Raw genomic sequence first — 22,519 nt, forward strand, 5'->3', positions numbered from 1 at the left:
CAACATGAATGGACGGGATGGCCAAACAATGTCGGGTGCGGGCAGCCCGAACGGCGCGTCCCCTGGAAGAGAGCATCGAAGCACCAGTGTAGCGGCAGTTGAAGCCCTGCTTGTGTAAAGTCGAGACGCTATTCCGGCGCGGGCCGATGCTGGGTGCCTTCGCCAGCGGTGATGAACAGCAAAGTACAGCCGGCCTCGCTGTATGCGTGATGCCAGATACCTTGCGGCACCACGACCAAGGCGCCCAACCGATCCAGCGCAAGATGTTCTGCGCCGTCCGGGTGCTCCAGTACAAACGTTGCCGAACCCGCCAATAAACAGATGATTTCGTCGCCGTTAGGGTGCATTTCCGACTGCGCCCAGCGGCCGGAAAACGAGTGCTGGGTAACCAAAAATTCATGGTGGAAATCACCCAGCGCGCCCTGCGCCAGGCGCGGCCAGAAATCGTCGTTCAATGGCAACGCTTCTACGGTTGCATTACTGCGCAGCCGCAGCGCGGTGGTGTCGAGTGTTTGAGTGACCTGTGCCATCTGTCGCTCCTGCGTTAAACCACCAAACCCAGACCGCCCATCGTCGATAGCCGAACCTGATCGAATTCGCCGGTCAACAACGGCATGGCTTCGTTGATGGCAGCGCGCACCTCAGGCAATTGCAGCGACGCCTCATGGTGCTCGCTGGACAACCAGACTTCCGTCACCCAGATCGTTTCCAGTGCGTCCGCCTGTTGGTTGATCACGTACAGCAGGCAGCCCACTTCACTCAGGGCGTCCAGATTGCGGTTAAGGATTTCAATTACCCGGTCCGCTTCACCGGGCTTGGCGACCAACTTACCGTAGAGTCCAAAGTACATGGGCTTGTCCTCGTTGTGTTTTATTGCCGTTGTCCTTCCAGCCGTTGTTCGGATCGATTGATCAAAGAATAGTCCCCGAGCCGCCGCTGGAATACAACGCTGCCGACTGGTCAGTGCGCGCACTTACCGGTAGAGTGCGCCTTCTGTTGTATTCACCTCGAACCGCCATGTTGAAACGTCTGCGGCATTCCACACACCACGCCGTCACCTTTACCCGTTACGCTCTGGTAGCCAGCGCCATTTCCGTTATCGACGCTGGTGGCCTGTATGCCTTGCACGAAGGACTGGGGCTGAACGTCTTCGTATCGCGGTTCTGTTCTTACCTGGCCGCCATCACCACCGGCTATTTCCTCAACCGACGTTTTACCTTTCACAACCATCAGCGGGTGCACCGGCTGCGGGTTGAACTGGCCCGCTACTATGGCGTGCATTCGACCGGCGGTCTGATCAACTACGGCATCTTCAGCCTGACGCTGCTTGTCGGCCACCATCTGCATTTGCCGCCGAGCTGGGATTATTGGCTACCGCTGTTCGGCGTCTGGCTCGGTGGCGTAGCCGGCATGTGCTTCAACTACACCCTGTCGCACAAACTGATCTTCCGTCGCCAACCCCATTAGCCAGCTTCATTAGCCAACCTCTTTAGCCAAATCAGCCAAAAAACTCCGCTTGACTCGACGGTCAAAATACATACCGTACTAGTACATGAGTACATCATCCGACTTACCCGATTACAAAGCCGAACTGCTCGACTACCTGCTCGCCATCAACGACGCCCAAACGCTGGACGCCGCTCTGGAAAGCCTGCTGACACCGGCCGAATACGTTGAGATCACCAAGCGCCTGCAAATCTTCAAGATGCTGCGCGCGGGCATTCCACAACGCAAAATTGCCGAGACGCTGGGTGTCGGCATTGCCACCGTATCGCGCGGCGCCCGGGCGCTGCACGACGATCACTGAATTCAGGAACGCTTTTATGCCGAACCGTCCCCAACCGTTCGAGTTGCCGCGCAAACCGCAGTACATCAAGCTCGCGGCCGACTGCGATTTCTTCGAACTGTTCAAAAAAATCGAGAAGCGATTCGATACCTGTTTCATGCTCGAATCTCTGGGCGAAGACAGCCACATCTCGCGTTATTCCATCATCGGATTCGACCCGGAACACATCCTCTACGCCAACGGCCGCACGCTGAGCATTGAAGACCGCAACGGCCAGCGCACCGATTACGACAGCGACAACCCCTACCAACTGCTGCGCGACATCATGCCGCAGAACATCATCTCCCGACGTTACGCCGGCGGTTTAACCGGCTACCTCGGTTACGATGCGATGCAATATTTCGAACCGACGTTAACGTTGAAACACAACGACGATTTCGACACCTTTCGCTTCGGCTTGTACAAAGACGGTTTGATTCTCGACAAGATGACCGGCGAAGTTATCTACTTCCACTACGGCGACAGCCGGGTCGAATTTTTGCAAAACCTGATCGACGCCGACTACGAAGGCAACGGCCCGCTGAGCATCGAACTGGAAGGCGACACCATGAGCCAGGCCGAACACGCCGCCGCCGTCGCCAAAGTGAAAAACGACATCATCAACGGCAAGATTTTCCAGTGCGAAGTCGGCTTCAAAAAACGCCTGAAACTGAAAGGCGACACCATCAACATTTATCAACAACTGCGCGAAGTTAACCCATCGCCGCAGATGTATTACGTCAAGTTCGGCGAACAAAAACTGATCGGTGCCAGCCCGGAGTTACTGTTCCGCTTGCGCCAGGGCGAAATGGAAACCTTCCCGCTCGCCGGCACCACCAAACGCGGCAACAACGAACAGGAAGACACCCAATACGCGCGCGCGCTGTTGAACGATCCGAAAGAAATTGCCGAGCACAACATGATTGTCGATCTGCACCGCAACGACATCGGTCGCGTCGCCCGTTTCGGCACAGTAAAAGTGCGCTCGTTAATGGACATCAAACGCTTTAGCCACGTGCAACATATTTCCAGCGAGATCGTCGGCATCATCGATGACGACGAAGATATGTTCAGCGCCCTGGCGAGTAACTTCCCGGCGGGTACCTTAACCGGCGCGCCGAAAATTGAAGCGATGAAAATTATCGACGGTCTGGAAACCGATGGCCGCGGGCCATACGGCGGTGGCGTCGGACATTTCTCGTTCAATGGCGACTGCACCTTCGCCATTCCGATTCGCACCGTCTTTGCCAATGGCGAACGCGCTTATGTACAAACCTGCGGCGGTAATGTGTACGACAGCAACGCCGAGGATGAATACGAAGAAATCCGCCGCAAATTCGCCGGCACCAAACTGGCGTTGGATCCCTTTATTACCGGAGCCGAGAAATGAAGGTTTTAATCATCGACAATTACGACTCCTTCACCTACAACCTCTATCAGTTTATCGGTGAGATTTTGCTGGCGGCGCAACGCAAAAACCAAGTCGATTCATTCGATGTCATCGTCAAACGCAACGACGAAATCAGCCTCGCCGAAGTGCGTGATTTAAACCCCGACCGCATCATCATTTCGCCCGGCCCCGGCTCGCCGGATGACGAACGTTACTTCGGCGTATGCGCGCAAGTCATCACCGAACTCGGCCCAACCATTCCGCTGTTGGGTGTTTGTCTGGGCATGCAAGGCATCGTGCACTGCTTTGGCGGCAAGGTCGTTCTGGCGCCGTTGCCGATGCACGGTAAAATCAGCCCGATTACGCACGGCGGCGATTCGGTTTTTGCCGGCGTACCGGACCAACTCGAAGTGATGCGTTACCACTCGTTAATTGCCGAAGCCGCCACCCTGCCCGACTGTTTAATGGTCACCGCCGCCGTTGGCGACTTAACCGCCGATCAATTTCACGACCGCGAGGCATTCAGCAGCGCCGGCGATTTTGAATTGATGGGTGTGCGCCACCGCGACTATCCGATTCACGGCATTCAGTTCCATCCGGAATCTTTTGCAACCGAAGGTGGCAAAGAGATGCTGGCAAACTTTGTGTTACCAGCGTGACTGTTTGACGCACTTTCAACCGATTATTTTCATCGCTGAAATTCTAGAACTCGCGCAGGCACGTCAAGGAATTGTCGACGGAATTTTTATCCTCCGTAATGTCAGCAAACTTTACCGGGCCTGCGTCACACCTCTCGTTCTGTTCCGCCTTGCTGTGAACTGTTTCACTGCGTTCTCCCCACTTCGATCGGTAGCGTCTTGCACCAAGATTGCCTCATACCGAAGTGATCGAAACTCGAAAAGGGAGAACACTCATGAAAAAACAACTGTGTTTTGCAGCTGTCATTCTTGGTACCAGCGGCCTGGCACTGGCCGACCGCACGCCCGTTTATTTATCCGGCGGCGGTGGTTTCGGTGCGCACGGTTTAACATCGGACTCTTCATTGGGCGAGGTCGAAACCGAAGCCAGCACCGGCTTGCTGCGCTCGCTGAAAGCCGGTTTCATGCTGAACGATCGCAACGCCCTGTACCTGCATGCGCGGTCTTCGAATTTCGACTATGAAACCGAAGATACCGGAACAGAATTTAAGGACGCTCGAGCCACCTTGGTTGGTCTGGGTTATACCCACTACACCAGCGCCACGGAGGGTTCGCCTTACTTTGAAGTCACCGCCGGGATGGCCGGATTCAATGTTGATGACAACGGCTTTGATATTGAATCGAAAGGGCGCGGGCTGTTAGTGGGTGCCGGTTATGAATTTAACCGTCATGTGCAGATGGGTGCGGTCTATACCTTGGCCGAAACCGAAGATGATGACGATGACGACACCACCTACACAACCAATTCGCTCGGCCTCAAAGTTGAGCTGAAACTTTAACGAAGTCCAACGCAACAATTGGGGCGTCGTATAACTCGACGCCCCAATATTATTGCTCAGTTAATTCCTGAATTTTCCGCACGCTTCGCCAGTTCCTCGCTGTCGCCGACACGCCCAGTTTCCGCTCCACTCGTTCCGCTAACTTCGAACGGCCAATGCCTTCGGGTGCGTACAAATAAAAGACGCTCTCGGTCAGCGTGAAGGCTTCGCTGTCTTTCGCCAATTCTTGAATTTCATCCAACTTGGCCTGTCTTGCTGGTTCGGCGAGGAAAAATAAATGCAGGCTTTTCGGGTCCGCTTCCGCCTGCGGGTAAGGGTTGGCATCGATAGCAGCGTTCAAGGCGGCTTCCGTTAGCAACATCACTTCGGGTTTGAATGCCTGCGTTTCGTGAACGGCCAGGCTGATCTGCTCGGCCAGTTTTACCGAATCGCGGCTGGCGTGCGTGAACACCGCGTTGCCGCTTTGGATGTAGGTTTGAATATTCTCGGCACCCAAACCGGCCAGCAATTCTTTCAGCGTCTTCATCGGCAGGCTGTTGTGACCACCGACGTTAATGCCGCGAAATAGCGCGATCCAGGTTTGCATATCGACTCCTTATAGCCACGCCTTACAGCCAGCCTAAATACCGTTCACCACACTGCCCGGTAAATGCCGGCCTTCACCGTCGGCAACGACCGCACAATTCACCACCATATCGGTAGCAGTGATGCTCACCCAGCCGTTGGCTTCGGCGTCGAACAAGGCCGATTCCGACGTCAGTTCGCGGCGCGCTGCCTCATCAATCCAGCGCACCTCATAGATTTGCCAGATCGGACTGTACGGCCGGTTCACGCTGGTGGCGCCAATCGGATCGGGCGCGGAGGGCAAGATGGTGGGCTGGTCGCCCTCGGGAAAACCGTAGATGCGCTCGATCACAGTTTTCAGTTCCGGCGGTTTAGGTCGCGGTGGCAGCGCATCGCTCAGGCGCGGCGCGAAGTTGGCGTTCTTGCCAGTGGCCGCCGCCACCGGCGAGGCATCGGTGGTGATGTAGTACACCCGCTGGTCGTTAAACCAACCGGGAATCAACGGCATGGTGATGCTGGGGCCGGCGACTGAATTCGAACTCAGGCTGGCACAACCCGACAGCAAGACACTGAATAAGGCAATTCCGATCCAAGGTTTCAACACGGTTCCCACTCCCTAGTCCAATGGTCAAGTCAGTATAGGGAGTGGTCGCGCGGGGGAAAGTTCTATCGACGGGCGAGTTGTTTTGCGATGCCCGCAGCCAGCCGGGCGTTGTTGAACACCAGTTGGATGTTGCTCGCTAAGCTGTCGCCGCCGGTCAGCTCGGCGACACGCGCCAACAGGAAAGGCGTGGACGCCTTGCCGCTGATGCCTTGTTCATCGGCTTCGCGCAATGCCTGTTCGATGGCGGCGTCGATGGCGGCTTTATCCATAGCGAATTCGGCCGGAATCGGGTTGGCGATCACCACACCGCCGTTCAGACCCAGTGCCCATTTGGCGGCCAGGAAGTCGGCAATTTCGGCGTCGCTGTCGAGGCGGTAATCGACCGTCTCGTCACTGTCGCGGGTGTAAAACGCCGGCAGCGTTTCGGTCTGATAACCCAACACCGGCACGCCCTGGGTTTCCAGATATTCACGCGTCAGCGCCAAATCCAGAATCGATTTGGCACCGGCGCAGATAACGGCAACCGAGGTATGTGCGAGTTCCTGCAAGTCAGCAGAAATGTCGAAACTTTGCTGCGCGCCGCGATGCACACCGCCAATGCCGCCGGTGGCAAAAACGCGAATGCCAGCCAGATCAGCAATGATCATCGTCGCCGCAACGGTGGTGGCGCCGTGCTGGCGACGGGCAATGACGTACGGCAAATCGCGCCGTGAGCATTTGGCGACATCCTGACCGGCTTTTGCCAGCACCTGAATTTCGGCGTCCGACAGACCGGCTTTCAGACGGCCATCGAGAATGGCGATGGTGGCCGGCACCGCACCGGCGTCACGAATGATTTGCTCCACTTGCCGGGCGGTTTCGTAGTTCTGCGGCCACGGCATGCCGTGTGAAATGATGGTGCTTTCCAGCGCGACAACCGGGCGGCCTTCGGCCAGAGCGGCGGCGACTTCGGGGCTGATATCGAGATAAGAATTCATCGGTTTGCGATCCATTGTTGAACGGTGGTTTCAGTCAAATCAGGGTGGTTGGCGCCATCGGTTTCCAGCGTGAGACCCGCACAGGCCAAGCCAAAAGCGGCCTGCTCAGCCAGCGAATCGCCACGCAAGGCCGCGTGCAGAATACCGGCAAAAAGCGCATCGCCGGCGCCGGTATCGCTGTGAATATCGACGCGGAACGGTGCCCGCTGGTGTTGTTCGCCAGCGCGCGACAAACGCACGCCATCGCGGCCCAGGCTCAGTACAACCAGCTCGACACCGGCGCTGTGCAAGCGTTCGATTAACTCGCTGTCGTCCAGACCATCAACATCCAAGATAGCCGTCGCCTCCTGACGGTTCACTTTCAGCGCGCTGAGTTTCGCCAGCAACGGCCGCAAGCGCGGCGCTTTGGTGGCAGACACGGCATCGGCATAGAGCTGGCCGCGCAGCGGTAAGGTGGCGACCCACGCCAGCGTGTCGGCCGGCAAATTGGCTTCGACCAGCAACGAATCAGCCGCGACCAATCGCGATTGCAATGGCGCCAGCCGTTCCGGCGTCAACGCATCGCTGATGCCCATATCGGCAATGGCGCCGATCAACTGGCCGTTGGCGTCGTTCACGGCGAGGTAAGTGCTGGTCGGCAAGTCCGGATCGCGCAGCAAACCATCGACGGCAATACCGGCCAGACGAATGCGCTCGCTCAGCCAATCGCCATTCGGGTCGCGACCGAGCAAGGTAATCAAAGCGATGTTCTGACCCAGCCGCGCCAGGTTTTCGGCGATGTTACGGCCAACGCCGCCGGCACTCTGGCGCAGCGTACCGGGGTTTGAATCGGCTGCCCGAAAGGCGGCACTCGACTGGCCGGTCAAATCGACATTGGCGCCACCGAGCACGACAAAGCGCTTATCGTCCGGCAGCAAATAACCCTTGCCCAGAATGCGACCCTGACGAGTCAGCCGCATGATGTGCCCGGCCACCGATTCACGGCTGATGCCCAACTGAGCCGCCAACTGTTGCTGGCTGGCGAGCGGGTTTTGGCGGATGGCGTCGAGCAGTTGTGATTCGATGGAAGGCGGCATTTAACAAATGTTTTTAAGCTTAACGTTTGTTAATTCTGCGCGCTGAGCGCAAATCTGACAAGACCGGATTTAACAAAAACCAGCCGAGCACGATTTAAAGAGAAGTAAGGACTTACAGATGGTGCGGACGGAGAGACTCGAACTCTCACACCTTACGGCACCAGAACCTAAATCTGGCGTGTCTACCAATTCCACCACGTCCGCATGGGGTTGGGCGGGCGATACTAATGATTTATAGGGTTTGGGGCAACTGCTAGGTTATTGTGGCTGACTGCCAATACCGAAACACTATCACCTTGTTTCAAGCTGACTGTTTAGGCACCACCCGTCTTTAGATAGACAATACTTTGGGGTTACGATCGCCTGTCCATACTAACCAAGAACGTTTATATAAACTGAAGTAAACACAACGAATATTGTTAGGAAAGACTTAGCTATGGGTCTTAGGCAATTATGAATCAGTACAATGTAATATGGGTAAGAGCTAAACGGTATTTCAAACAATGGATACGAGATGCGATTTCTCAAACAACGGCTCCATTATGGGATAACAATGCCAGGCTTAATTACGTTGGATTTCTTGTAGCCATATTTTTGCTTTTCCCACAATGGAGTGCTGATGCAAGAGTGTCATGGGCTGGAACCACTATCAATGGTCTAACAACAATCATCTATTCTATTCCATTATTTTTTTTAGCAAACCTAGTGTTTTCTATTTTTCGAATAAGAAAAAATGAAAAGATGATAGGAGCTTGGTTTGGAAACAGGTTTATCTACCATGAACCATTGAGGCTCTTGACAGTATTAGTTGATGAAAATGACAACGAGAACCCATTTGTATTTGCCATCAATGATGCTGAGGATGATTCTCTTGTTTCATACGTAATTAAAACAGACCGGATAGATAATCGAGCAAAAGTTGAAATAGCGTGGGCTAGAGGATTTCGTCCAATGGATTGTGGTAAGCCGATGAATATTCCGAAGTGCTCTATAAGGTTACCGAAAGGACGAAAAATGTCACTAATTACGAATGTTGAACCTAATTCTACAGTTACTACAGTCCGTGTATTCATGACGGGGTGGGAAGTTGGCAAAGGAGGTGGAAGAAGATAATTCCCTAGCAAATTATTCAGATTTATATCTACCGGACTTGACGAAGAAGTTCTTCCGATTAGAAAGGCATTAGACTTCATTTCACGCTTTAAATAACCCACTAAGCGACATAAAAATGACTCGATTTAAGTTAAATATCTTGTTTGAAACAAGAGCATCCTGATTTGGTTACTCAAAATACGTAGTTGCGACTTTCCTTACTGCCTAGACAACCTTCTCTGCTCAAACCACTCAATCGCCTCACCCAATGGCCTCGGCTTGGCGTAAACAAACCCCTGAATCAGATGACAACCCAGGTCGGCGACGGCGTTTAGTTCGGCCTCGGTTTCGACGCCTTCTGCGACGACTTGAATCGATAGCGACTGACACAGATCGACCACCGCTTTTACCACCGCCATTTGTTTTTCCGACTGCGGTAAGTCGTGAATAAAGGTGCGGTCGAGTTTGACTACCTGGAACGGCAAATCCGGCAGGCGTGACAGGTTGGCGTAGCCGGTGCCGAAATCGTCGAGCGCTAAGGTGACGCCGAGTTCGCGGAACGCCAACAGCATGTCGCGGAATTCGAAATTCTGTTCCGGCAGTTGGTGCTCGGTGACTTCCACTTCCAGATAGCGCAGCACGTCCGGTTGGCGTTCGTGCCAGGCGCGCAGGTAATGCAGGGTGTCGCGGTTGACGCTTTGCACGCTGAAGTTCACACCCAGTACGACTGGTTGTGCGCCTTCGCCGAGTTGGCGGGCGAGCAGCATTAAGGTTTGTTCCAGCACCCAGCGGTCGAGTTCGCGAATCGAGCCATTGTGTTCGGCCAGGTCGATAAAATGGCCGGGGTAAATTAAGTCGCCGCCTTCGTTCTGCAAACGCACCAGACATTCCATCGCTTCAATCTGACCGGTGCGGCAATCGATGCGCGGTTGCAGATGAATTTCCATGTCGTGTTGTTGCAGCGCCCGGGTCAGGGTTTGTGCTTTGTTCAATCGGCGTTGAGCCTGATCTTCGTAACCGCTGTGGTACCAGTGCACTTGGTTACGGCCGAGTTTTTTGGCGTTGAATAACGCTACGCCAGCGTTGCGGTGCAACTCGCCAGCGCTACTGCCATGACGCGGTGAACGCGCCGCGCCGATAGAGACGGTAAACGAATAACTGGCGCCGCCCAGATTGAACGGCTGGGTTAATTGCACGTGCAGATCGGTCAGACGTTGATCGCGGTTGTCTTCGCCGTGGTCGTCTTCGTGCGGGCCTTGCCAGAACAATACAAATTCATCGGCGGCGACCCGCGCCAGAAAATCGCCCTGCTCACTTTGTTCCGATAAACGCGTGCCCAATTGCCGCAACAATTGATCGCCGGCTTCGCCGCCCATGGAATCGTTCAATACTTTGAAGTGATCAATATCGACGTGCAGGCACCAGAGATTGGTGGCGTCGTTGTCGTCGAGCCGTTCGATGAAACTGCGCAGGCCCGGTTGGTTGGCAAAGCCGGTGAGTGGATCGAGCCATTGGTCGGCGCGCAATTGGGCATCGGCAACTTTGTAGGGTGTGATGTCGAACGCGGTGCCGATAACGCCGTTGGGTTGGCCGTCGCGATCAAACAACGGATGCCATTCCAGGCGCAGCCATTGCAACGCGGCTTTGGTGCTTTGCAGCTTCATTTCCACCGAGTGCATCTGGCGTTGCGCCATCACCAGGCGATCGGCGTCGTCGAATAATTCGGCCAGTTGTTCGGGCAATACGTCAGCGTCGCTTTTACCAACCGGGCTGTCCGGCAATTGCAACTGACGCAGGAAGGCGGCGTTGACGTGATCAAAACGACCGTACTGGTTTTTGATCCACACCGGATAGGGCAGCAAATCCACCGCCTGCACATTAATTACGGTGGTCACGCGTTGGCGAATGCGATGTTCCACCAAATAAAGCAGGGTTCCGCTCAGCGCAGCGACGGCAAAGGCCAGCAAGGTCGCGAGTTCCAAAAACAACGGCGTCGTGGAATGCCACTGCGATGCCAGCCAATAGCCCAGCCAGATCATCGACACCATGGCCACAAACAACGCCGCCTGCGCCAGGCGTTCCCAGCGCGACGCCGGTTGCCGCGTAGTGGTGGTTGCCGCGTTAGCCGTCATACGTTCGAGGCCAACCCGATCACTGAATGCGCTTGTATTTGATGCGTTTCGGGCCTTCATGGCCGGTGCGCTTCTGATAGTCCGCGTCGTATTCGGTGAAGTTGCCTTCGAAGAAGACCGCTTTCGAATCGCCTTCGAACGCCAGAATGTGCGTCGCCACCCGGTCGAGGAACCAGCGGTCGTGCGAAATCACAATGGCCGCGCCCGGGAAGGCCAACAGCGCCTCTTCCAAGGCACGCAGTGTTTCGACGTCGAGGTCGTTGGTCGGTTCGTCAAGCATCAAAACGTTGCCGCCTTCTTTTAATACCTTCGCCAGGTTCAGACGGTTGCGTTCACCACCGGACAACTGCTTAACGAATTTCTGCTGCGACGAGCCTTTGAAATTGAAGCGGCCGATGTAAGCGCGCGACGGAATTTCGTAGCCGTTGACGTTAAGAATATCCTGCTCGTCGGAGACTTCTTCCCAGACGGTTTTGGAACCGTCGAGTTCGCGCATCTGACCGACGTACGCCAACTGCACGGTGTCACCAACGCGAATGCTGCCGGCGTCCGGTTGTTCCATGCCGGCAATCATTTTGAACAGCGTCGATTTACCGGCGCCGTTACCACCGATGATGCCGACGATGGCGCCCGGCGGTACCGAGAAGCTGAGGTTTTCGTACAGCAAGGTGCCGTTGAACGACTTCGATACGCCTTCGGCCTGAACCACCACATCGCCCAAACGCGGACCCGGTGGAATGTAGATTTCGTTGGTCTCGTTGCGTTCCTGGAATTCGCGCGAGTTCATCTCGTCGAACTGACGCAGACGCGCCTTGGATTTGGCCTGGCGCCCTTTGGCGTTCTGGCGCACCCATTCCAATTCGGCCTTGATGGCTTTTTCGTGCGACTGCTGTTGCTTGGCTTCCATTTCCAAACGTTTTTCTTTCTGTTCCAGCCAGTTGCTGTAGTTGCCTTCGAATGGAATGCCGTGGCCGCGGTCGAGTTCGAGAATCCAGCCGGCGACGTTGTCGAGGAAATAACGGTCGTGGGTAATGGCGACGACGGTGCCGGAGAATTCGTGCAGGAAGCGTTCGAGCCAGGCGACGGATTCGGCGTCCAAATGGTTGGTCGGTTCGTCGAGCAACAGCATGTCGGGGTTCGACAACAGCAGACGACACAGTGCTACGCGGCGGCGCTCACCGCCCGACAGGTGTTCGACTTTGGCGTCCCAAGGCGGCAGGCGCAGCGCGTCGGCGGCTTGCTCCAGACGGTTTTCCAGGTTGTGGCCGTCGGCGCTGGCAAGCAGGTTTTCCAGTTCCTGTTGTTCGGCGGCGAGCTTGTCGAAATCGGCATCTGGCTCGGCGTAGGCGGCGTAGATCTGCTCCAGTTTTTGCTGGGCGTCTTTTAAATGCGACAGCGCTTCTTCAACGCTTTCGCGCACGGTTTTGCTGTCGTCGAGTTGCGGTTCCTGCGGCAGATACCCGATGTTCAAACCCGGCTGCGGCCGGGCTTCGCCGACGTAGTCTTTATCGACGCCAGCCATGATGCGCAACAGCGTCGATTTACCGGCGCCGTTCAGACCCAGCACGCCGATCTTGGCACCGGGGAAAAAGGACAACGAAATGTCCTTGAGAATTTCAGTTTTGGGCGGGACGACCTTGCCCACGCGGTTCATCGTAAAAACGTATTGAGCCACCAGTGCACCTTTGCCTTGATGTGATGTTCGGAAGATTGCGGCAGACGCCCAACGGCTGCGAATCGAATGGCCGCGTGCCGGGGAATCGGTAATGACGGACTAGGGTAGAGAAAAGCCCTGACTATGGGAAGGCTGGCGGTGTTTGGCGGTGGGAAAACGGCGTCCGTTATGTACAATACGGCCCTCTTTGAGACGCCCGCTGTGGCTGAGCCAAAGCTGATCTTGCGGTCAGTTTCGGTCAATCCCAGAGACCATTTCGTCAGCCGGCCGACGCCAACCTGCCCGAGGATCATGCCCATGTTCGAGAAAACTCAAAACATCGCCGATTACGACGCCGACCTGTGGGCGGCGATGGAAGACGAACGACTGCGTCAGGAAGAACACATCGAACTGATCGCATCGGAAAACTACACCTCGCCGCGCGTGATGCAGGCGCAGGGTTCGCAGTTGACCAACAAGTACGCCGAAGGCTACCCGGGCAAGCGTTATTACGGCGGCTGCGAATACGTCGACATTGTTGAGAACCTCGCCATCGAGCGGGCGAAAAAACTGTTCGGTGCCGGCTACGCCAACGTTCAGCCGCATTCCGGTTCTCAGGCCAACGCGGCGGTTTACATGGCGCTGTGCGAACCGGGCGATACCGTATTGGGCATGAGCCTGGCGCACGGTGGTCACTTAACGCACGGTGCGGCGGTGTCGTTTTCCGGTCGCATCTATAACGCCGTTCAGTACGGTTTGAACCCGGAAACCGGCGAGATTGATTACGAGCAGGTCGAACAATTGGCGCGTGAGCACAAGCCGAAGATGATCGTCGCTGGCTTCTCCGCCTATTCGCGTGTGGTTGATTGGGCGCGTTTCCGCAAAATCGCCGACGAAGTGGGCGCTTATCTGCTGGTCGATATGGCGCACGTTGCTGGTTTGATTGCCGCCGGCGTTTACCCCAGCCCGGTGCCGCACGCGCATGTGACCACCACCACGACACACAAAACGCTGGGCGGCCCGCGCGGTGGTTTGATCCTGGCCGAAGAAAACGAAGAGCTGAACAAGAAGCTGAACTTCGCTGTCTTCCCGGAAAGCCAGGGCGGCCCGCTGATGCACGTTATCGCCGCCAAGGCGGTGTGCTTTAAAGAAGCCATGGACCCGAGCTTCAAAACCTACCAGGCGCAAGTCGTGAAAAACGCTCAGGCGATGGCAGCGGCCTTTATGGAGCGCGGCATCAACATCGTTTCCGGCGGCACCGACGACCATCTGTTCCTGGTCGATCTGATCGGCAAGGAATACACCGGCAAAGACGCCGACGCGGCGCTCGGTCAGGCCAACATCACCGTTAACAAAAACGCCGTGCCGAACGATCCGCGTTCGCCATTCGTGACCTCCGGTCTGCGCATCGGTACGCCGGCGATTACTCGTCGCGGCTTCACCGAAACCGAATCGGCCGAACTGGCTGGCTGGATTTGCGATGTGCTGGATTCGCTGGAAAACGGCGACAGCGACACCGTGATCGAAGCAGTGAAACAAAAGGTGCTGACGATCTGCGCCAAGCTGCCGGTTTATCGCTGAGCGCGACAAGGCTCGAAACCCGCCCCTTGTCGCACTGCGGCAAGGGGTTTTGTTTTTTATGCGGCTTAATGTTTGCCAACGACAACTGAGGTCGTGCCATGCCCAACACCACCCTTCGCGCCCATCTGGCGTTACTGCTTGCCATGCTGATGTGGGGAACGTCCTTCATTGCGCTGAAACTGGCGGTGACCGAACTGGCGCCGATGATCGTGATTTTCCTGCGCATGTGCGTCGGCGCGCTGACGTTTCTGGTGGTCTGGCCGTGGTTGCGGCACGGCTTTAATTATCAGAAAGGCGACTGGAAACTGCTCGGTGGCATGGCGTTGTTCGAGCCGTGTCTGTACTTCATTTTTGAAGCCCAGGCGCTGAAATACACCAGCGCCGGCCAGGCGGGAATGATCACTGCGATGTTGCCGTTGATGGTCGCGGTAGCGGCGTTCTTTTTATTGAAAGAACGCACCTTGCTGCGCCAGTGGATCGGCTTTGGCGTTGCCGTGGTCGGCGTGGTGGCGATGACGCTGGCGGGCAACGACAACGACCAGGCACCCAACGCTATTTTGGGCAACGTTCTGGAATTGTTGGCGATGGTTGCAGCGGTCGGCTATACGCTGGCGGTGAAGCAACTGACGCGCCGCTATTCCGCCTTCTTTATTACCGCCTTCCAGGCTTGCGTCGGCGCGGTGTTCTTCTTCCCGCTGGCGTTGATGTCCGACTGGCCGCAACAAATTTCGCTGACCACCTTCGGCATCATCGTCTACCTCGGACTGGTCGCAACGCTTGGCGCTTACGGGCTGTACAACTATTCGCTGACCTATTTAAAAGCCTCGGTTTCCGCCAGTTATACCAACTTGCTGCCCGCCTTCACCTTGATGTTTTCCATGTTGCTGTTGGGTGAGCGCGTCAATCTCTGGCAATGGCTGGCAATTGGTTTGGTGTTTTTTGGCGTTTTCCTGAGCCAGGAAAAACGCCAGCAGCCGGTGCCGCCGGAAGCGCCACCGCCGATCACCGGCTAAGGCCAACCTCAGTCGGCGAAGCCTTCCAACACCAGTTTGCCGATGGTGCGCTGGCTTTCCTGCAAGGCGTGGGCGCGCTTGAGGTTAGTCGCGTTGATCGGCCCGACGACCTCGGCCAGGGTGGTGCGAATCTGGCCGGCATCGACCATCTTCGCCACGGTGTTGAGCAATTGTTGCTGCAAGATCAGATCGTCGGTGCCGAACAACGGCCGGGTGAACATCAACTCCCAATGCAGCGACAGACTTTTGCGCTTGAGTTTGCGCACGTCGATCAAGTCCGGGTCGTCAATCAACGCCAGCTTGCCCTGGGGTTTCAGTACGTCAATCAGCGCATCGAAATGGCGGTCGGTGTGGGTCAGGCTGATCACGTAATCGACCGGCGCTAAGCCGGCGGCTTGCCAGGCTTGATCGATCGGTTGGCTGTGATCGATCACCGTATCGGCACCCAAGGACGTCACCCAGTCGCGGCTTTCGGCGCGTGAGGCGGTGGCGATTACGGTCAGGTTGGTGCGCTGTTTCGCCAGCTGAATCAGAATCGAACCAACGCCGCCCGCTGCGCCGACAATCAACAGCGACTGCCCGTTGGTGTCGCGCCGATCCAGTTCCAGCCGATCAAACAACAACTCCCAGGCGGTGATGGCGGTGAGCGGCAACGCCGCCGCTTCGGCATCGCTCAGCGAGGTTGGTGCGGTACCGACGATGCGTTCATCCACCAATTGAAATTCCGCGTTGGAACCGGCCCGGCTGATGTCGCCGGCGTACCAGACCCGGTCGCCCGGTTGATAAGCGCTGACTGCACTGCCCACGGCATCGACCACACCCACAGCGTCGTAACCCAACACACGCGGCTCGCCCGGGTGCGGCAACGCGCTTTTGCGCACCTTGGTATCGACTGGATTCACTGCAACAGCGCTGACTTTGACGCGCACATCGTGCGGGCCGGGTTCGGGCAGCGGCAGGTCGAGATCGACCAGGGCGTCGGTTTCTTCGATGGCGCGGCTTTGGGTAAAGGCAACGGCTTTCATGGCATCACTCTCTGTGAACGAACGAATCTGTGAACGAACGAATGCACTCAGCATGGCAAAGCATTTTTTATAGAAAAAGCGCAGAATCCTCGAATTACTTTCTAGGGTTTGTTGAAAATGCTGCGTCTGGACGATCTGGAAGTGTTGGTGCAAGCGGCCGAACTGGGCAGCCTGTCGGCGGCGGCAAGGGAAATGGACATCACCCCGGCGGTCGCCAGCCTCGCGATCAAACGTCTGGAAGCCGAATTGAAATTGCGGCTGCTGGTGCGTTCCACCCGCAGCCTGCGTCTGACCGCCGAAGGCGCGCACTATTTGGTGCACGCCAAAACCGCGCTGAATGCGTTACGCGCCGGCGAAGCCGAACTGAATCAGCAGCGCCAGCGCATTGCCGGCGAACTGACCATTTCGATGCCGTCGGACGTCGGCCGGAATCTGCTATTAGGTTGGTTCGACGACTTCGTGGCCGACCACCCCGAACTGCGATTGCGCTTACGCATCAGCGACCGGCTGAGCGACTTCTACCGCCAGCCGGTCGATCTGGCGTTGCGCTACGGCGTGCCGGAAGATTCCAGTCTGGTCGCGCTGCCACTACTGACCGACAACCATCGTTTGCTCTGCGCCGCCCCGGCGTATCTGGAACGCCATGGCGCCCCCGCAACGCCGGCCGACTTAAGCCAACACAACTGCCTGCGTTTTGTGCTCGGCGACCGGCTGCACGACCGCTGGCGCTTTGGCGACCAGACCGTACAGGTCAACGGCGACCGCAGCAGCGACGACGCCGATTGCGTACGCCGCTGGGCGGTGAACGGCCACGGCATTGCTTATAAGTCGGCGCTCGACATTCAAGCCGATCTCGCCGCCGGTCGGTTGCGCGCCCTGCTGCCCGACTGGCCGACCGAAGCCACACCGCTGTATCTGGTGTGCGCGCATCGGTTGTCGTTAACGCCAGCGGTCACGGCACTGCGCAGCTATTTGCAACAACGACTGGAACGCTACCGCGCTGGCAAGTCAGCGCTACAGCCCTAACCGTTGTGACGCAGCAGCAACACATCGACAAGCCAGCGTTCAGCCCCAACAATGCACGCTTCGTGATGATTGGATCGGCACCCCATGCAACCCTATTCCGTACAGGATCTGTTTAAAGTCGGGCTTGGCCCGTCGTCGTCGCACACCCTAGGGCCGATGCGCGCGGCCGAACGCTTTGTGCTGCATTTGCAGGAAAAGGGATTGCTGGAACAGGTAACGCAGGTACGCGCCGATCTGTACGGCTCGCTGGCGCTGACCGGCGTCGGCCACGCCACCGACAAAGCCGTGGTGCTGGGTTTATGCGGCCTGGACGCTGCAACCATCGACCCGCAAGACGCCGACCAGACCTTCCTGCGCGTGCGCACCGAACAGCAATTGCCGCTGGCCGGCCAGCATTCGGTGCGTTTCGACCTCGACGAGAGCGTGCGCTTTTTCAAAGACATCTTCCTGCCCGAACACCCGAACGGCATGCGCTTCACCGCCGAAGACGCCAACGGCATCGTGCTGCTCAGCGAGACCTGGTATTCGGTCGGCGGCGGCGCCATCGCCAACGAACTGGCGCGTGATTCGGCGCACCGCGACCTGCTCAACGAATTTCCGGATTCGCGCCCCTATCCGTTTTTCAACGCCACCGAATTGTTGGCGCGCTGTCACACCAGCGGGCTGAGCATTGCCGAGGTCACGCGCGACAATGAACTCGGCCTGGGCAGCCGTGAGGCCGAGGTTAAGCAGTGGTGTCAGCACATTCTCGACGCCATGTTTGCCTGCCTCGACCGGGGCATGACATTAACCGGCGCACTGCCCGGCGGGCTTGATGTCCAACGCCGCGCCGCACGCATGGTGAAAAGCCTGAAAGCCCAACCGACGACCGACGATCTGGCGCTGATCGATTGGGTCAGCGTTTACGCCCTGGCGGTGAACGAAGAAAACGCCGCCGGCGGACGCGTCGTCACCGCGCCGACCAACGGCTCGGCCGGGGTAATTCCCGCTGTGCTCGCCTACATCCGTTTTCATCTGCCGCAGCTCGACCACAACGCCGAGCAGACATTCCTGCTCACCGCCGCCACCGTCGGCTGGTTGTACAAACGCAATGCGTCGATTTCGGCAGCGGAAATGGGCTGCCAGGGTGAGATTGGTGTGGCGTCGTCGATGGCCGCCGCTGGCCTTGCGGCCGTGCTCGGCGGCACGCCCGCGCAAGCTGAACACGCGGCGGAAATCGCCATGGAGCATCATCTGGGCATGACCTGCGATCCAGTCGGCGGCCTGGTGCAGGTGCCGTGCATCGAACGCAACGCCTTCGGCGCAGTGAAGGCCATTCAAGCGGCGCGGCTGGCGCTGCGCGAACCGGGCGATCACCGCGTATCGCTTGATCAGGTGATCGAAACCATGCGCCAGACCGGCGAAGACATGACCGCCAAATACAAAGAAACCGCACTCGGCGGTTTGGCGGTGAATGTGGTTGTGTGTTGAACGGCGTGCTGCTGACCGGCGTTCCAATTGGGCTACACTGCCGCGATGCCCATTTTGACCAGGAACCCGCATGACGTTCGCACGACTGCTCGTAGTTTTGTTAATAAGCCTCAGTGCCAGCGCGCTGGCCGCCGACATCGACGCCGGCCGCGCCAAAGCGCGTGTCTGCGTCGGCTGCCACGGCGTTACTGGTATTTCCAACGCCCCGGTGTACCCCAATCTGGCCGGTCAGAAAGAGGCCTATCTGGTGTCGGCGTTGCAGGCCTATAAAAGCCGCGATCGTCAGGGCGGCAATGCCGCGGTGATGTGGAGTCTGGCGGGCAATTTGTCGGACGACGATATCCGCAATCTGGCGGCTTATTTCGCCAGTCTGGAACCGGGCCGCTGAGGCCCGATTCCGCCCAGTCCGCCTGCCACGGCCCTTCCCGGGATCCATCCACAGAATCTGTGGATAAAATTGTGAACAGCCTCTTTATAGGGGTGCCCCGGTGGCATGACACTGAGATTGCATTCTGTTGATCAAAAAATGACCACACAGAAAAATATCCAACAAAATCATTAAGTTATAAAATTGCTCACGCTTTAACCGACCGTCACCGCAACGCCATAAAGCACCGTGACGGTGCATTGGCGCGATGTGAATAATCGCCACCCGCCAAGCCCGATTCCAGGCGGCGCGGACAAAAGTCAAGCCTCTTAGGCGGCCGAATACATCGCCAAAAGAGTGCATTGCCAGTACACTGACGCCGTTCTAAAAACACCGACCATTTCACACTCTTCGAGTCAGCGCCGCCGCCATGCATTGCCCCTTCTGTAAAGCCCAGGACACCAAGGTGATCGATTCACGTCTGGTCGCCGAAGGCGAGCAGGTGCGCCGGCGGCGCGAATGCCTGGAATGCGGCGAGCGCTATACCACTTACGAAAGCGCCGAACTGTTAATGCCACGGCTGATCAAACAAAACGGCAACCGCGAAGCCTTCGACGAATTCAAACTGCGCGCCGGCTTGCAACGGGCGCTGGAAAAACGCCCGGTCAGCGTTGAAGACGTCGAAGCCGCCATCGCCCGCATCAAGCAGGCGCTGCGCGCCACCGGCGAGCGCGAGCTGCCGTCGCGCCGGGTCGGTGAGGCGGTGATGGACGAGCTGCGCGAACTCGATCAGGTCGCCTACGTGCGTTTCGCCTCGGTCTACCGTTCGTTCCAGGATCTCAGCGAATTCCGCAGCGAGATCGACCGTCTGGAAAGCAAGAAGCCTTAACGTGTCCGACTACCGCAACGACGCATTCTGGATGGCCCGCGCCCTGGCGCTGGCGGCCCAAGGCCTGACCACGACCACACCCAACCCACGCGTCGGCTGCGTGCTGGTGCGCGATGGCGAAGTCGTCGGCGAAGGCTTTCATCAACGCGCCGGCGAAGCTCACGCCGAAGTGCACGCCTTAGCTGCCGCGGGCGACCGTGCCCGGGGCGCAACCGCTTACGTCACACTCGAACCTTGCAGCCATCAGGGCCGAACGCCACCGTGCGCCGATGCGTTAATAAAGGCTGGCGTCAGCCGCGTGGTGACGGCGATGGAAGACCCGAACCCGCAAGTCGCCGGTCGTGGCCTGGCGCGTTTGGAAGCCGCCGGCATCGACACCCGCAGCGGCGTCTTGGCCGCCGACGCCGAAGCGCTGAACGTCGGTTTTCTGAAACGCATGCGCACCGGCCACCCCTGGTTAACGCTCAAACTGGCCGCCAGCCTCGACGGCGCGACCGCACTCGCCAACGGCGACAGCCAATGGATCACCGGCGAACAAGCCCGCGCTCATGTGCAACACGGTCGCGCCCGCAGCTGCGCCATTCTGACCGGCGTCGGCACAGTGCTGAGCGACGATCCTTCGCTGAACGTGCGTTTGGACAACACCGAGCGCCAACCGGCCCGCATCGTCTTGGATTCGAATTTGCGTACGCCCGCTAACGCCAGGCTGCTGTCGCTCGACGGCAACACCTGGCTGCTGCACGGCCCGAACGCACCGCAAGCGCAGCGCGACGCTCTGACAAAGGCCGGCGCTCATTTGGCCGAAATGCCATTGAACGACGCCAAGCAGCTGGATTTGGCGGCGGTCATCCATTGGTTGGGCAAACAAAGCTTTAATGAAGTGTGGATCGAAGCCGGAGCGACACTGGCGGCCGGCCTGCTCGACGGCGGCTGGGTGGATGAAGTGCGGCTGTACCAGGCACCGGTGCTGCTCGGTTCCAGCATTCGGCCGCTGTACGCGACCGCGCTGGACAAACTCAGCGACGCCCAGCGATTCAACGTTATCGAACGCCGCAGCCTGGGCGACGATCTACTCTGGACACTGCGTCCGCGCTTGAAAAGCCCGGGCGCTACCCTAACCTGACAGCCAGCATTTTTGCGTCGGTTGCGACCTGATCGGCAACCGGCCGCTCATTAACACAGCGAAGAGGTCACCTCAGTGGCATTGGACAGCATTGCAGACATCATCGACGACATTCGCCAGGGCAAACCCGTCATCCTGATGGACGACGAAGACCGCGAAAACGAAGGTGATCTGATCGTCGCCGCCGAAAAGGTGACCCCGGAAATCATCAATTTCATGGCGTCCAAGGCGCGCGGTTTGATCTGCCTGACGCTCTCCGGCGAACGCTGCGATTTCCTCGGCCTGGAACCCATGGTCAAAAAAGACAACGGTTCGGCCTTCGGCACCCCCTTCACCATTTCCATCGAAGCCGCGCACGGCGTCACCACCGGCATTTCGGCGGCTGACCGCGCCCGCACCATTCGCGTGGCGGTCGATCCGAACAGCAAACCCGAAGACATCGTTCAGCCCGGCCACATCTTCCCGCTGCGCGCCCAGCCCGGCGGCGTATTGAGCCGCGCCGGCCACACCGAAGCCGGTTGCGATTTAGCGCGCATGGCCGGTTTGATTCCGGCTGCGGCCATCGTCGAAATCATGAAAGAAGACGGCGAAATGGCGCGCCGCCCAGACCTGGAAGCCTTCGCCAAAGAACACGGCCTGCGCATCGGCACCATCGCCGATTTGATCCATTACCGCATCCTCAACGAACGCACCATCGAGCGCGTTGAACTCAACCGTCTGGACACCCGCAACGGCCCGTTCGATGTGCAGGTGTTCCGCGACAACGTCAGCGGTGGCACCCACTTAGCGTTAACGCTCGGCGGCCCGTTCAACAAAGACGAACCAACGCTGGTGCGCGTGCACGTAGCGCAAACACTGCGCGACCTGCTCGGTGTCGCACCACCGCGCGGCCACGGCTGGACGCTGGACGCCTCGCTGCAAAAGGTCGCCGAAGAAGGCGCCGGCTGCGTGGTGTTGCTCGACGTCCAACAAGCGCCCGACGTGCTCACCGAACTTGCCCAATGCAAAGGCGAACCGGCACCGCGCGGACGCAACCCGAAAGTCGATAAATACGGCACCTACAACACCATCGGCACCGGATCGCAAATTCTGCGCGAACTGGGCATCGGCAAAATGCGCCTGCTCAGCTCACCGATCAAATTCGGAGGCATTTCCGGCTTCGACCTGGAAGTGACAGAATACATAGCCGCGGCCGGTGACTGACCGGCGCTTTTTTTGACCGGAGCCACGGCTC

23 protein-coding genes and 1 tRNA gene are annotated in these 22,519 nt (G+C 57.8%); 14 read left to right on the forward strand and 10 right to left on the reverse strand.

Annotated elements, in window-relative coordinates:
* Positions 1–128: 128 nt before the first annotated feature.
* Positions 129–530 carry a cupin domain-containing protein gene (locus DW349_RS15615; RefSeq protein WP_108124114.1) on the reverse strand — a complete coding sequence of 134 codons (402 nt, stop codon included), beginning with the start codon at positions 528–530 and terminating at the stop codon, positions 129–131.
* Positions 531–544: 14 nt separating this feature from the next.
* Positions 545–850, reverse strand: coding sequence for a putative quinol monooxygenase (locus DW349_RS15620; protein WP_108124115.1), 306 nt, complete (start codon positions 848–850; stop codon positions 545–547).
* A 167-nt stretch (positions 851–1,017) separates the two neighbouring features.
* Between DW349_RS15620 and DW349_RS15625 the strand changes: the two genes are divergently transcribed.
* From DW349_RS15625 to DW349_RS15645, 5 genes are all read left to right on the forward strand, one after another.
* A complete protein-coding gene (locus tag DW349_RS15625) occupies positions 1,018–1,467 on the forward strand; it encodes a GtrA family protein (protein ID WP_108124116.1) in 450 nt (149 codons plus the stop codon).
* An 85-nt stretch (positions 1,468–1,552) separates the two neighbouring features.
* The gene (locus DW349_RS15630) at positions 1,553–1,807 is read left to right on the forward strand and encodes a Trp family transcriptional regulator (protein ID WP_108124117.1); all 255 of its coding nucleotides are present in this window, start codon (positions 1,553–1,555) and stop codon (positions 1,805–1,807) included.
* A gap of 16 nt (positions 1,808–1,823) precedes the next feature.
* On the forward strand, positions 1,824–3,215 hold the full coding sequence (locus tag DW349_RS15635; protein ID WP_108124118.1) for an anthranilate synthase component I family protein: 1,392 nt from the start codon (positions 1,824–1,826) through the stop codon (positions 3,213–3,215).
* Positions 3,212–3,874: an anthranilate synthase component II gene (locus DW349_RS15640; protein WP_108124119.1), complete on the forward strand. Its 663-nt coding sequence runs from the start codon at positions 3,212–3,214 to the stop codon at positions 3,872–3,874. Before DW349_RS15635 ends, DW349_RS15640 begins: the two co-directional genes overlap by 4 nt.
* A 254-nt stretch (positions 3,875–4,128) precedes the next feature.
* Entirely contained in the window at positions 4,129–4,692 is a 564-nt protein-coding gene (locus tag DW349_RS15645) for an outer membrane beta-barrel protein (protein ID WP_108124120.1), read from the forward strand.
* 49 nt (positions 4,693–4,741) lie between these two features.
* Here the strand turns inward: DW349_RS15645 and DW349_RS15650 are convergent, their stop codons facing one another.
* The 5 genes from DW349_RS15650 to DW349_RS15670 form a co-directional block, all read right to left on the reverse strand.
* Positions 4,742–5,278, reverse strand: a complete 537-nt coding sequence (locus DW349_RS15650) for a DUF1697 domain-containing protein (protein ID WP_108124121.1) — start codon at positions 5,276–5,278, stop codon at positions 4,742–4,744.
* A gap of 33 nt (positions 5,279–5,311) precedes the next feature.
* Positions 5,312–5,860, reverse strand: a complete 549-nt coding sequence (locus DW349_RS15655) for a DUF7482 domain-containing protein (RefSeq protein WP_108124122.1) — start codon at positions 5,858–5,860, stop codon at positions 5,312–5,314.
* A gap of 62 nt (positions 5,861–5,922) precedes the next feature.
* On the reverse strand, positions 5,923–6,837 hold the full coding sequence (locus tag DW349_RS15660) for a pseudouridine-5'-phosphate glycosidase (protein ID WP_108124373.1): 915 nt from the start codon (positions 6,835–6,837) through the stop codon (positions 5,923–5,925).
* Positions 6,834–7,913 carry a carbohydrate kinase gene (locus tag DW349_RS15665; RefSeq protein ID WP_108124123.1) on the reverse strand — a complete coding sequence of 360 codons (1,080 nt, stop codon included), beginning with the start codon at positions 7,911–7,913 and terminating at the stop codon, positions 6,834–6,836. The genes DW349_RS15660 and DW349_RS15665 overlap by 4 nt, the downstream gene beginning before the upstream one ends.
* Before the next feature lie 119 nt (positions 7,914–8,032).
* Positions 8,033–8,117 (reverse strand) — tRNA-Leu (locus tag DW349_RS15670).
* A gap of 249 nt (positions 8,118–8,366) precedes the next feature.
* Between DW349_RS15670 and DW349_RS17425 the strand changes: the two genes are divergently transcribed.
* Positions 8,367–9,026, forward strand: a complete 660-nt coding sequence (locus tag DW349_RS17425; protein WP_157954224.1) for a hypothetical protein — start codon at positions 8,367–8,369, stop codon at positions 9,024–9,026.
* A gap of 197 nt (positions 9,027–9,223) precedes the next feature.
* Here DW349_RS17425 and DW349_RS15675 read toward each other — a convergent pair whose 3' ends face one another.
* Positions 9,224–11,137 (reverse strand): putative bifunctional diguanylate cyclase/phosphodiesterase, encoded by a 1,914-nt coding sequence (locus DW349_RS15675; RefSeq protein WP_162824652.1) that lies wholly within the window; start codon positions 11,135–11,137, stop codon positions 9,224–9,226.
* Between the two features lie 19 nt (positions 11,138–11,156).
* The gene (ettA, locus tag DW349_RS15680; protein ID WP_108124125.1) at positions 11,157–12,812 is read right to left on the reverse strand and encodes an energy-dependent translational throttle protein EttA; all 1,656 of its coding nucleotides are present in this window, start codon (positions 12,810–12,812) and stop codon (positions 11,157–11,159) included.
* Between the two features lie 297 nt (positions 12,813–13,109).
* Here ettA and glyA point away from each other — a divergent pair, with 297 nt between their 5' ends.
* Positions 13,110–14,372, forward strand: coding sequence for a serine hydroxymethyltransferase (glyA, locus tag DW349_RS15685; protein WP_198650401.1), 1,263 nt, complete (start codon positions 13,110–13,112; stop codon positions 14,370–14,372).
* Between the two features lie 98 nt (positions 14,373–14,470).
* The gene (locus DW349_RS15690; RefSeq protein WP_108124127.1) at positions 14,471–15,385 is read left to right on the forward strand and encodes a DMT family transporter; all 915 of its coding nucleotides are present in this window, start codon (positions 14,471–14,473) and stop codon (positions 15,383–15,385) included.
* A gap of 8 nt (positions 15,386–15,393) precedes the next feature.
* On the opposite strand, the gene DW349_RS15695 is transcribed toward DW349_RS15690, so the two are convergent.
* Positions 15,394–16,410 carry a zinc-binding alcohol dehydrogenase family protein gene (locus tag DW349_RS15695; RefSeq protein ID WP_108124128.1) on the reverse strand — a complete coding sequence of 339 codons (1,017 nt, stop codon included), beginning with the start codon at positions 16,408–16,410 and terminating at the stop codon, positions 15,394–15,396.
* A 117-nt stretch (positions 16,411–16,527) separates the two neighbouring features.
* Between DW349_RS15695 and DW349_RS15700 the strand changes: the two genes are divergently transcribed.
* The 6 genes from DW349_RS15700 (at position 16,528) to ribBA (ending at position 22,488) form a co-directional block, all read left to right on the forward strand.
* Positions 16,528–17,436 carry a LysR family transcriptional regulator gene (locus DW349_RS15700; protein WP_108124374.1) on the forward strand — a complete coding sequence of 303 codons (909 nt, stop codon included), beginning with the start codon at positions 16,528–16,530 and terminating at the stop codon, positions 17,434–17,436.
* Positions 17,437–17,520: 84 nt separating this feature from the next.
* A complete protein-coding gene (locus DW349_RS15705) occupies positions 17,521–18,906 on the forward strand; it encodes an L-serine ammonia-lyase (RefSeq protein WP_108124129.1) in 1,386 nt (461 codons plus the stop codon).
* 70 nt (positions 18,907–18,976) lie between these two features.
* On the forward strand, positions 18,977–19,294 hold the full coding sequence (locus DW349_RS15710) for a c-type cytochrome (RefSeq protein ID WP_108124130.1): 318 nt from the start codon (positions 18,977–18,979) through the stop codon (positions 19,292–19,294).
* Positions 19,295–19,703: 409 nt separating this feature from the next.
* Positions 19,704–20,162, forward strand: a complete 459-nt coding sequence (gene nrdR, locus DW349_RS15715; protein WP_108124131.1) for a transcriptional regulator NrdR — start codon at positions 19,704–19,706, stop codon at positions 20,160–20,162.
* A 1-nt stretch (position 20,163) separates the two neighbouring features.
* Positions 20,164–21,285, forward strand: a complete 1,122-nt coding sequence (ribD, locus tag DW349_RS15720) for a bifunctional diaminohydroxyphosphoribosylaminopyrimidine deaminase/5-amino-6-(5-phosphoribosylamino)uracil reductase RibD (protein WP_232819265.1) — start codon at positions 20,164–20,166, stop codon at positions 21,283–21,285.
* Positions 21,286–21,360: 75 nt separating this feature from the next.
* The gene (ribBA, locus tag DW349_RS15725) at positions 21,361–22,488 is read left to right on the forward strand and encodes a bifunctional 3,4-dihydroxy-2-butanone-4-phosphate synthase/GTP cyclohydrolase II (protein ID WP_108124132.1); all 1,128 of its coding nucleotides are present in this window, start codon (positions 21,361–21,363) and stop codon (positions 22,486–22,488) included.
* Positions 22,489–22,519: the final 31 nt, after the last annotated feature.

It is taken from the genome of Saccharospirillum mangrovi, from assembly GCF_003367315.1.
GTDB lineage: Bacteria > Pseudomonadota > Gammaproteobacteria > Pseudomonadales > Natronospirillaceae > Saccharospirillum > Saccharospirillum mangrovi.

What these genes read in the sequence shown, in the direction of transcription:
- DW349_RS15650 (WP_108124121.1), bottom strand. Translation starts at nt 5,278, where the DNA reads ATGCAAACCTGGATCGCGCTATTTCGCGGCATTAACGTCGGTGGTCAC.
- DW349_RS15665 (WP_108124123.1), bottom strand. Translation starts at nt 7,913, where the DNA reads ATGCCGCCTTCCATCGAATCACAACTGCTCGACGCCATCCGCCAAAAC.
- DW349_RS15710 (WP_108124130.1), top strand. Translation starts at nt 18,977, where the DNA reads ATGACGTTCGCACGACTGCTCGTAGTTTTGTTAATAAGCCTCAGTGCC.
- DW349_RS15700 (WP_108124374.1), top strand. Translation starts at nt 16,528, where the DNA reads ATGCTGCGTCTGGACGATCTGGAAGTGTTGGTGCAAGCGGCCGAACTG.
- DW349_RS15705 (WP_108124129.1), top strand. Translation starts at nt 17,521, where the DNA reads ATGCAACCCTATTCCGTACAGGATCTGTTTAAAGTCGGGCTTGGCCCG.
- DW349_RS15620 (WP_108124115.1), bottom strand. Translation starts at nt 850, where the DNA reads ATGTACTTTGGACTCTACGGTAAGTTGGTCGCCAAGCCCGGTGAAGCG.
- DW349_RS15695 (WP_108124128.1), bottom strand. Translation starts at nt 16,410, where the DNA reads ATGAAAGCCGTTGCCTTTACCCAAAGCCGCGCCATCGAAGAAACCGAC.
- nrdR (WP_108124131.1), top strand. Translation starts at nt 19,704, where the DNA reads ATGCATTGCCCCTTCTGTAAAGCCCAGGACACCAAGGTGATCGATTCA.
- DW349_RS15635 (WP_108124118.1), top strand. Translation starts at nt 1,824, where the DNA reads ATGCCGAACCGTCCCCAACCGTTCGAGTTGCCGCGCAAACCGCAGTAC.
- DW349_RS15675 (WP_162824652.1), bottom strand. Translation starts at nt 11,137, where the DNA reads ATGACGGCTAACGCGGCAACCACCACTACGCGGCAACCGGCGTCGCGC.
- glyA (WP_198650401.1), top strand. Translation starts at nt 13,110, where the DNA reads ATGTTCGAGAAAACTCAAAACATCGCCGATTACGACGCCGACCTGTGG.
- DW349_RS15660 (WP_108124373.1), bottom strand. Translation starts at nt 6,837, where the DNA reads ATGAATTCTTATCTCGATATCAGCCCCGAAGTCGCCGCCGCTCTGGCC.
- DW349_RS15645 (WP_108124120.1), top strand. Translation starts at nt 4,129, where the DNA reads ATGAAAAAACAACTGTGTTTTGCAGCTGTCATTCTTGGTACCAGCGGC.
- DW349_RS15690 (WP_108124127.1), top strand. Translation starts at nt 14,471, where the DNA reads ATGCCCAACACCACCCTTCGCGCCCATCTGGCGTTACTGCTTGCCATG.
- DW349_RS15630 (WP_108124117.1), top strand. Translation starts at nt 1,553, where the DNA reads ATGAGTACATCATCCGACTTACCCGATTACAAAGCCGAACTGCTCGAC.
- DW349_RS15615 (WP_108124114.1), bottom strand. Translation starts at nt 530, where the DNA reads ATGGCACAGGTCACTCAAACACTCGACACCACCGCGCTGCGGCTGCGC.
- DW349_RS17425 (WP_157954224.1), top strand. Translation starts at nt 8,367, where the DNA reads ATGAATCAGTACAATGTAATATGGGTAAGAGCTAAACGGTATTTCAAA.
- DW349_RS15640 (WP_108124119.1), top strand. Translation starts at nt 3,212, where the DNA reads ATGAAGGTTTTAATCATCGACAATTACGACTCCTTCACCTACAACCTC.
- DW349_RS15625 (WP_108124116.1), top strand. Translation starts at nt 1,018, where the DNA reads ATGTTGAAACGTCTGCGGCATTCCACACACCACGCCGTCACCTTTACC.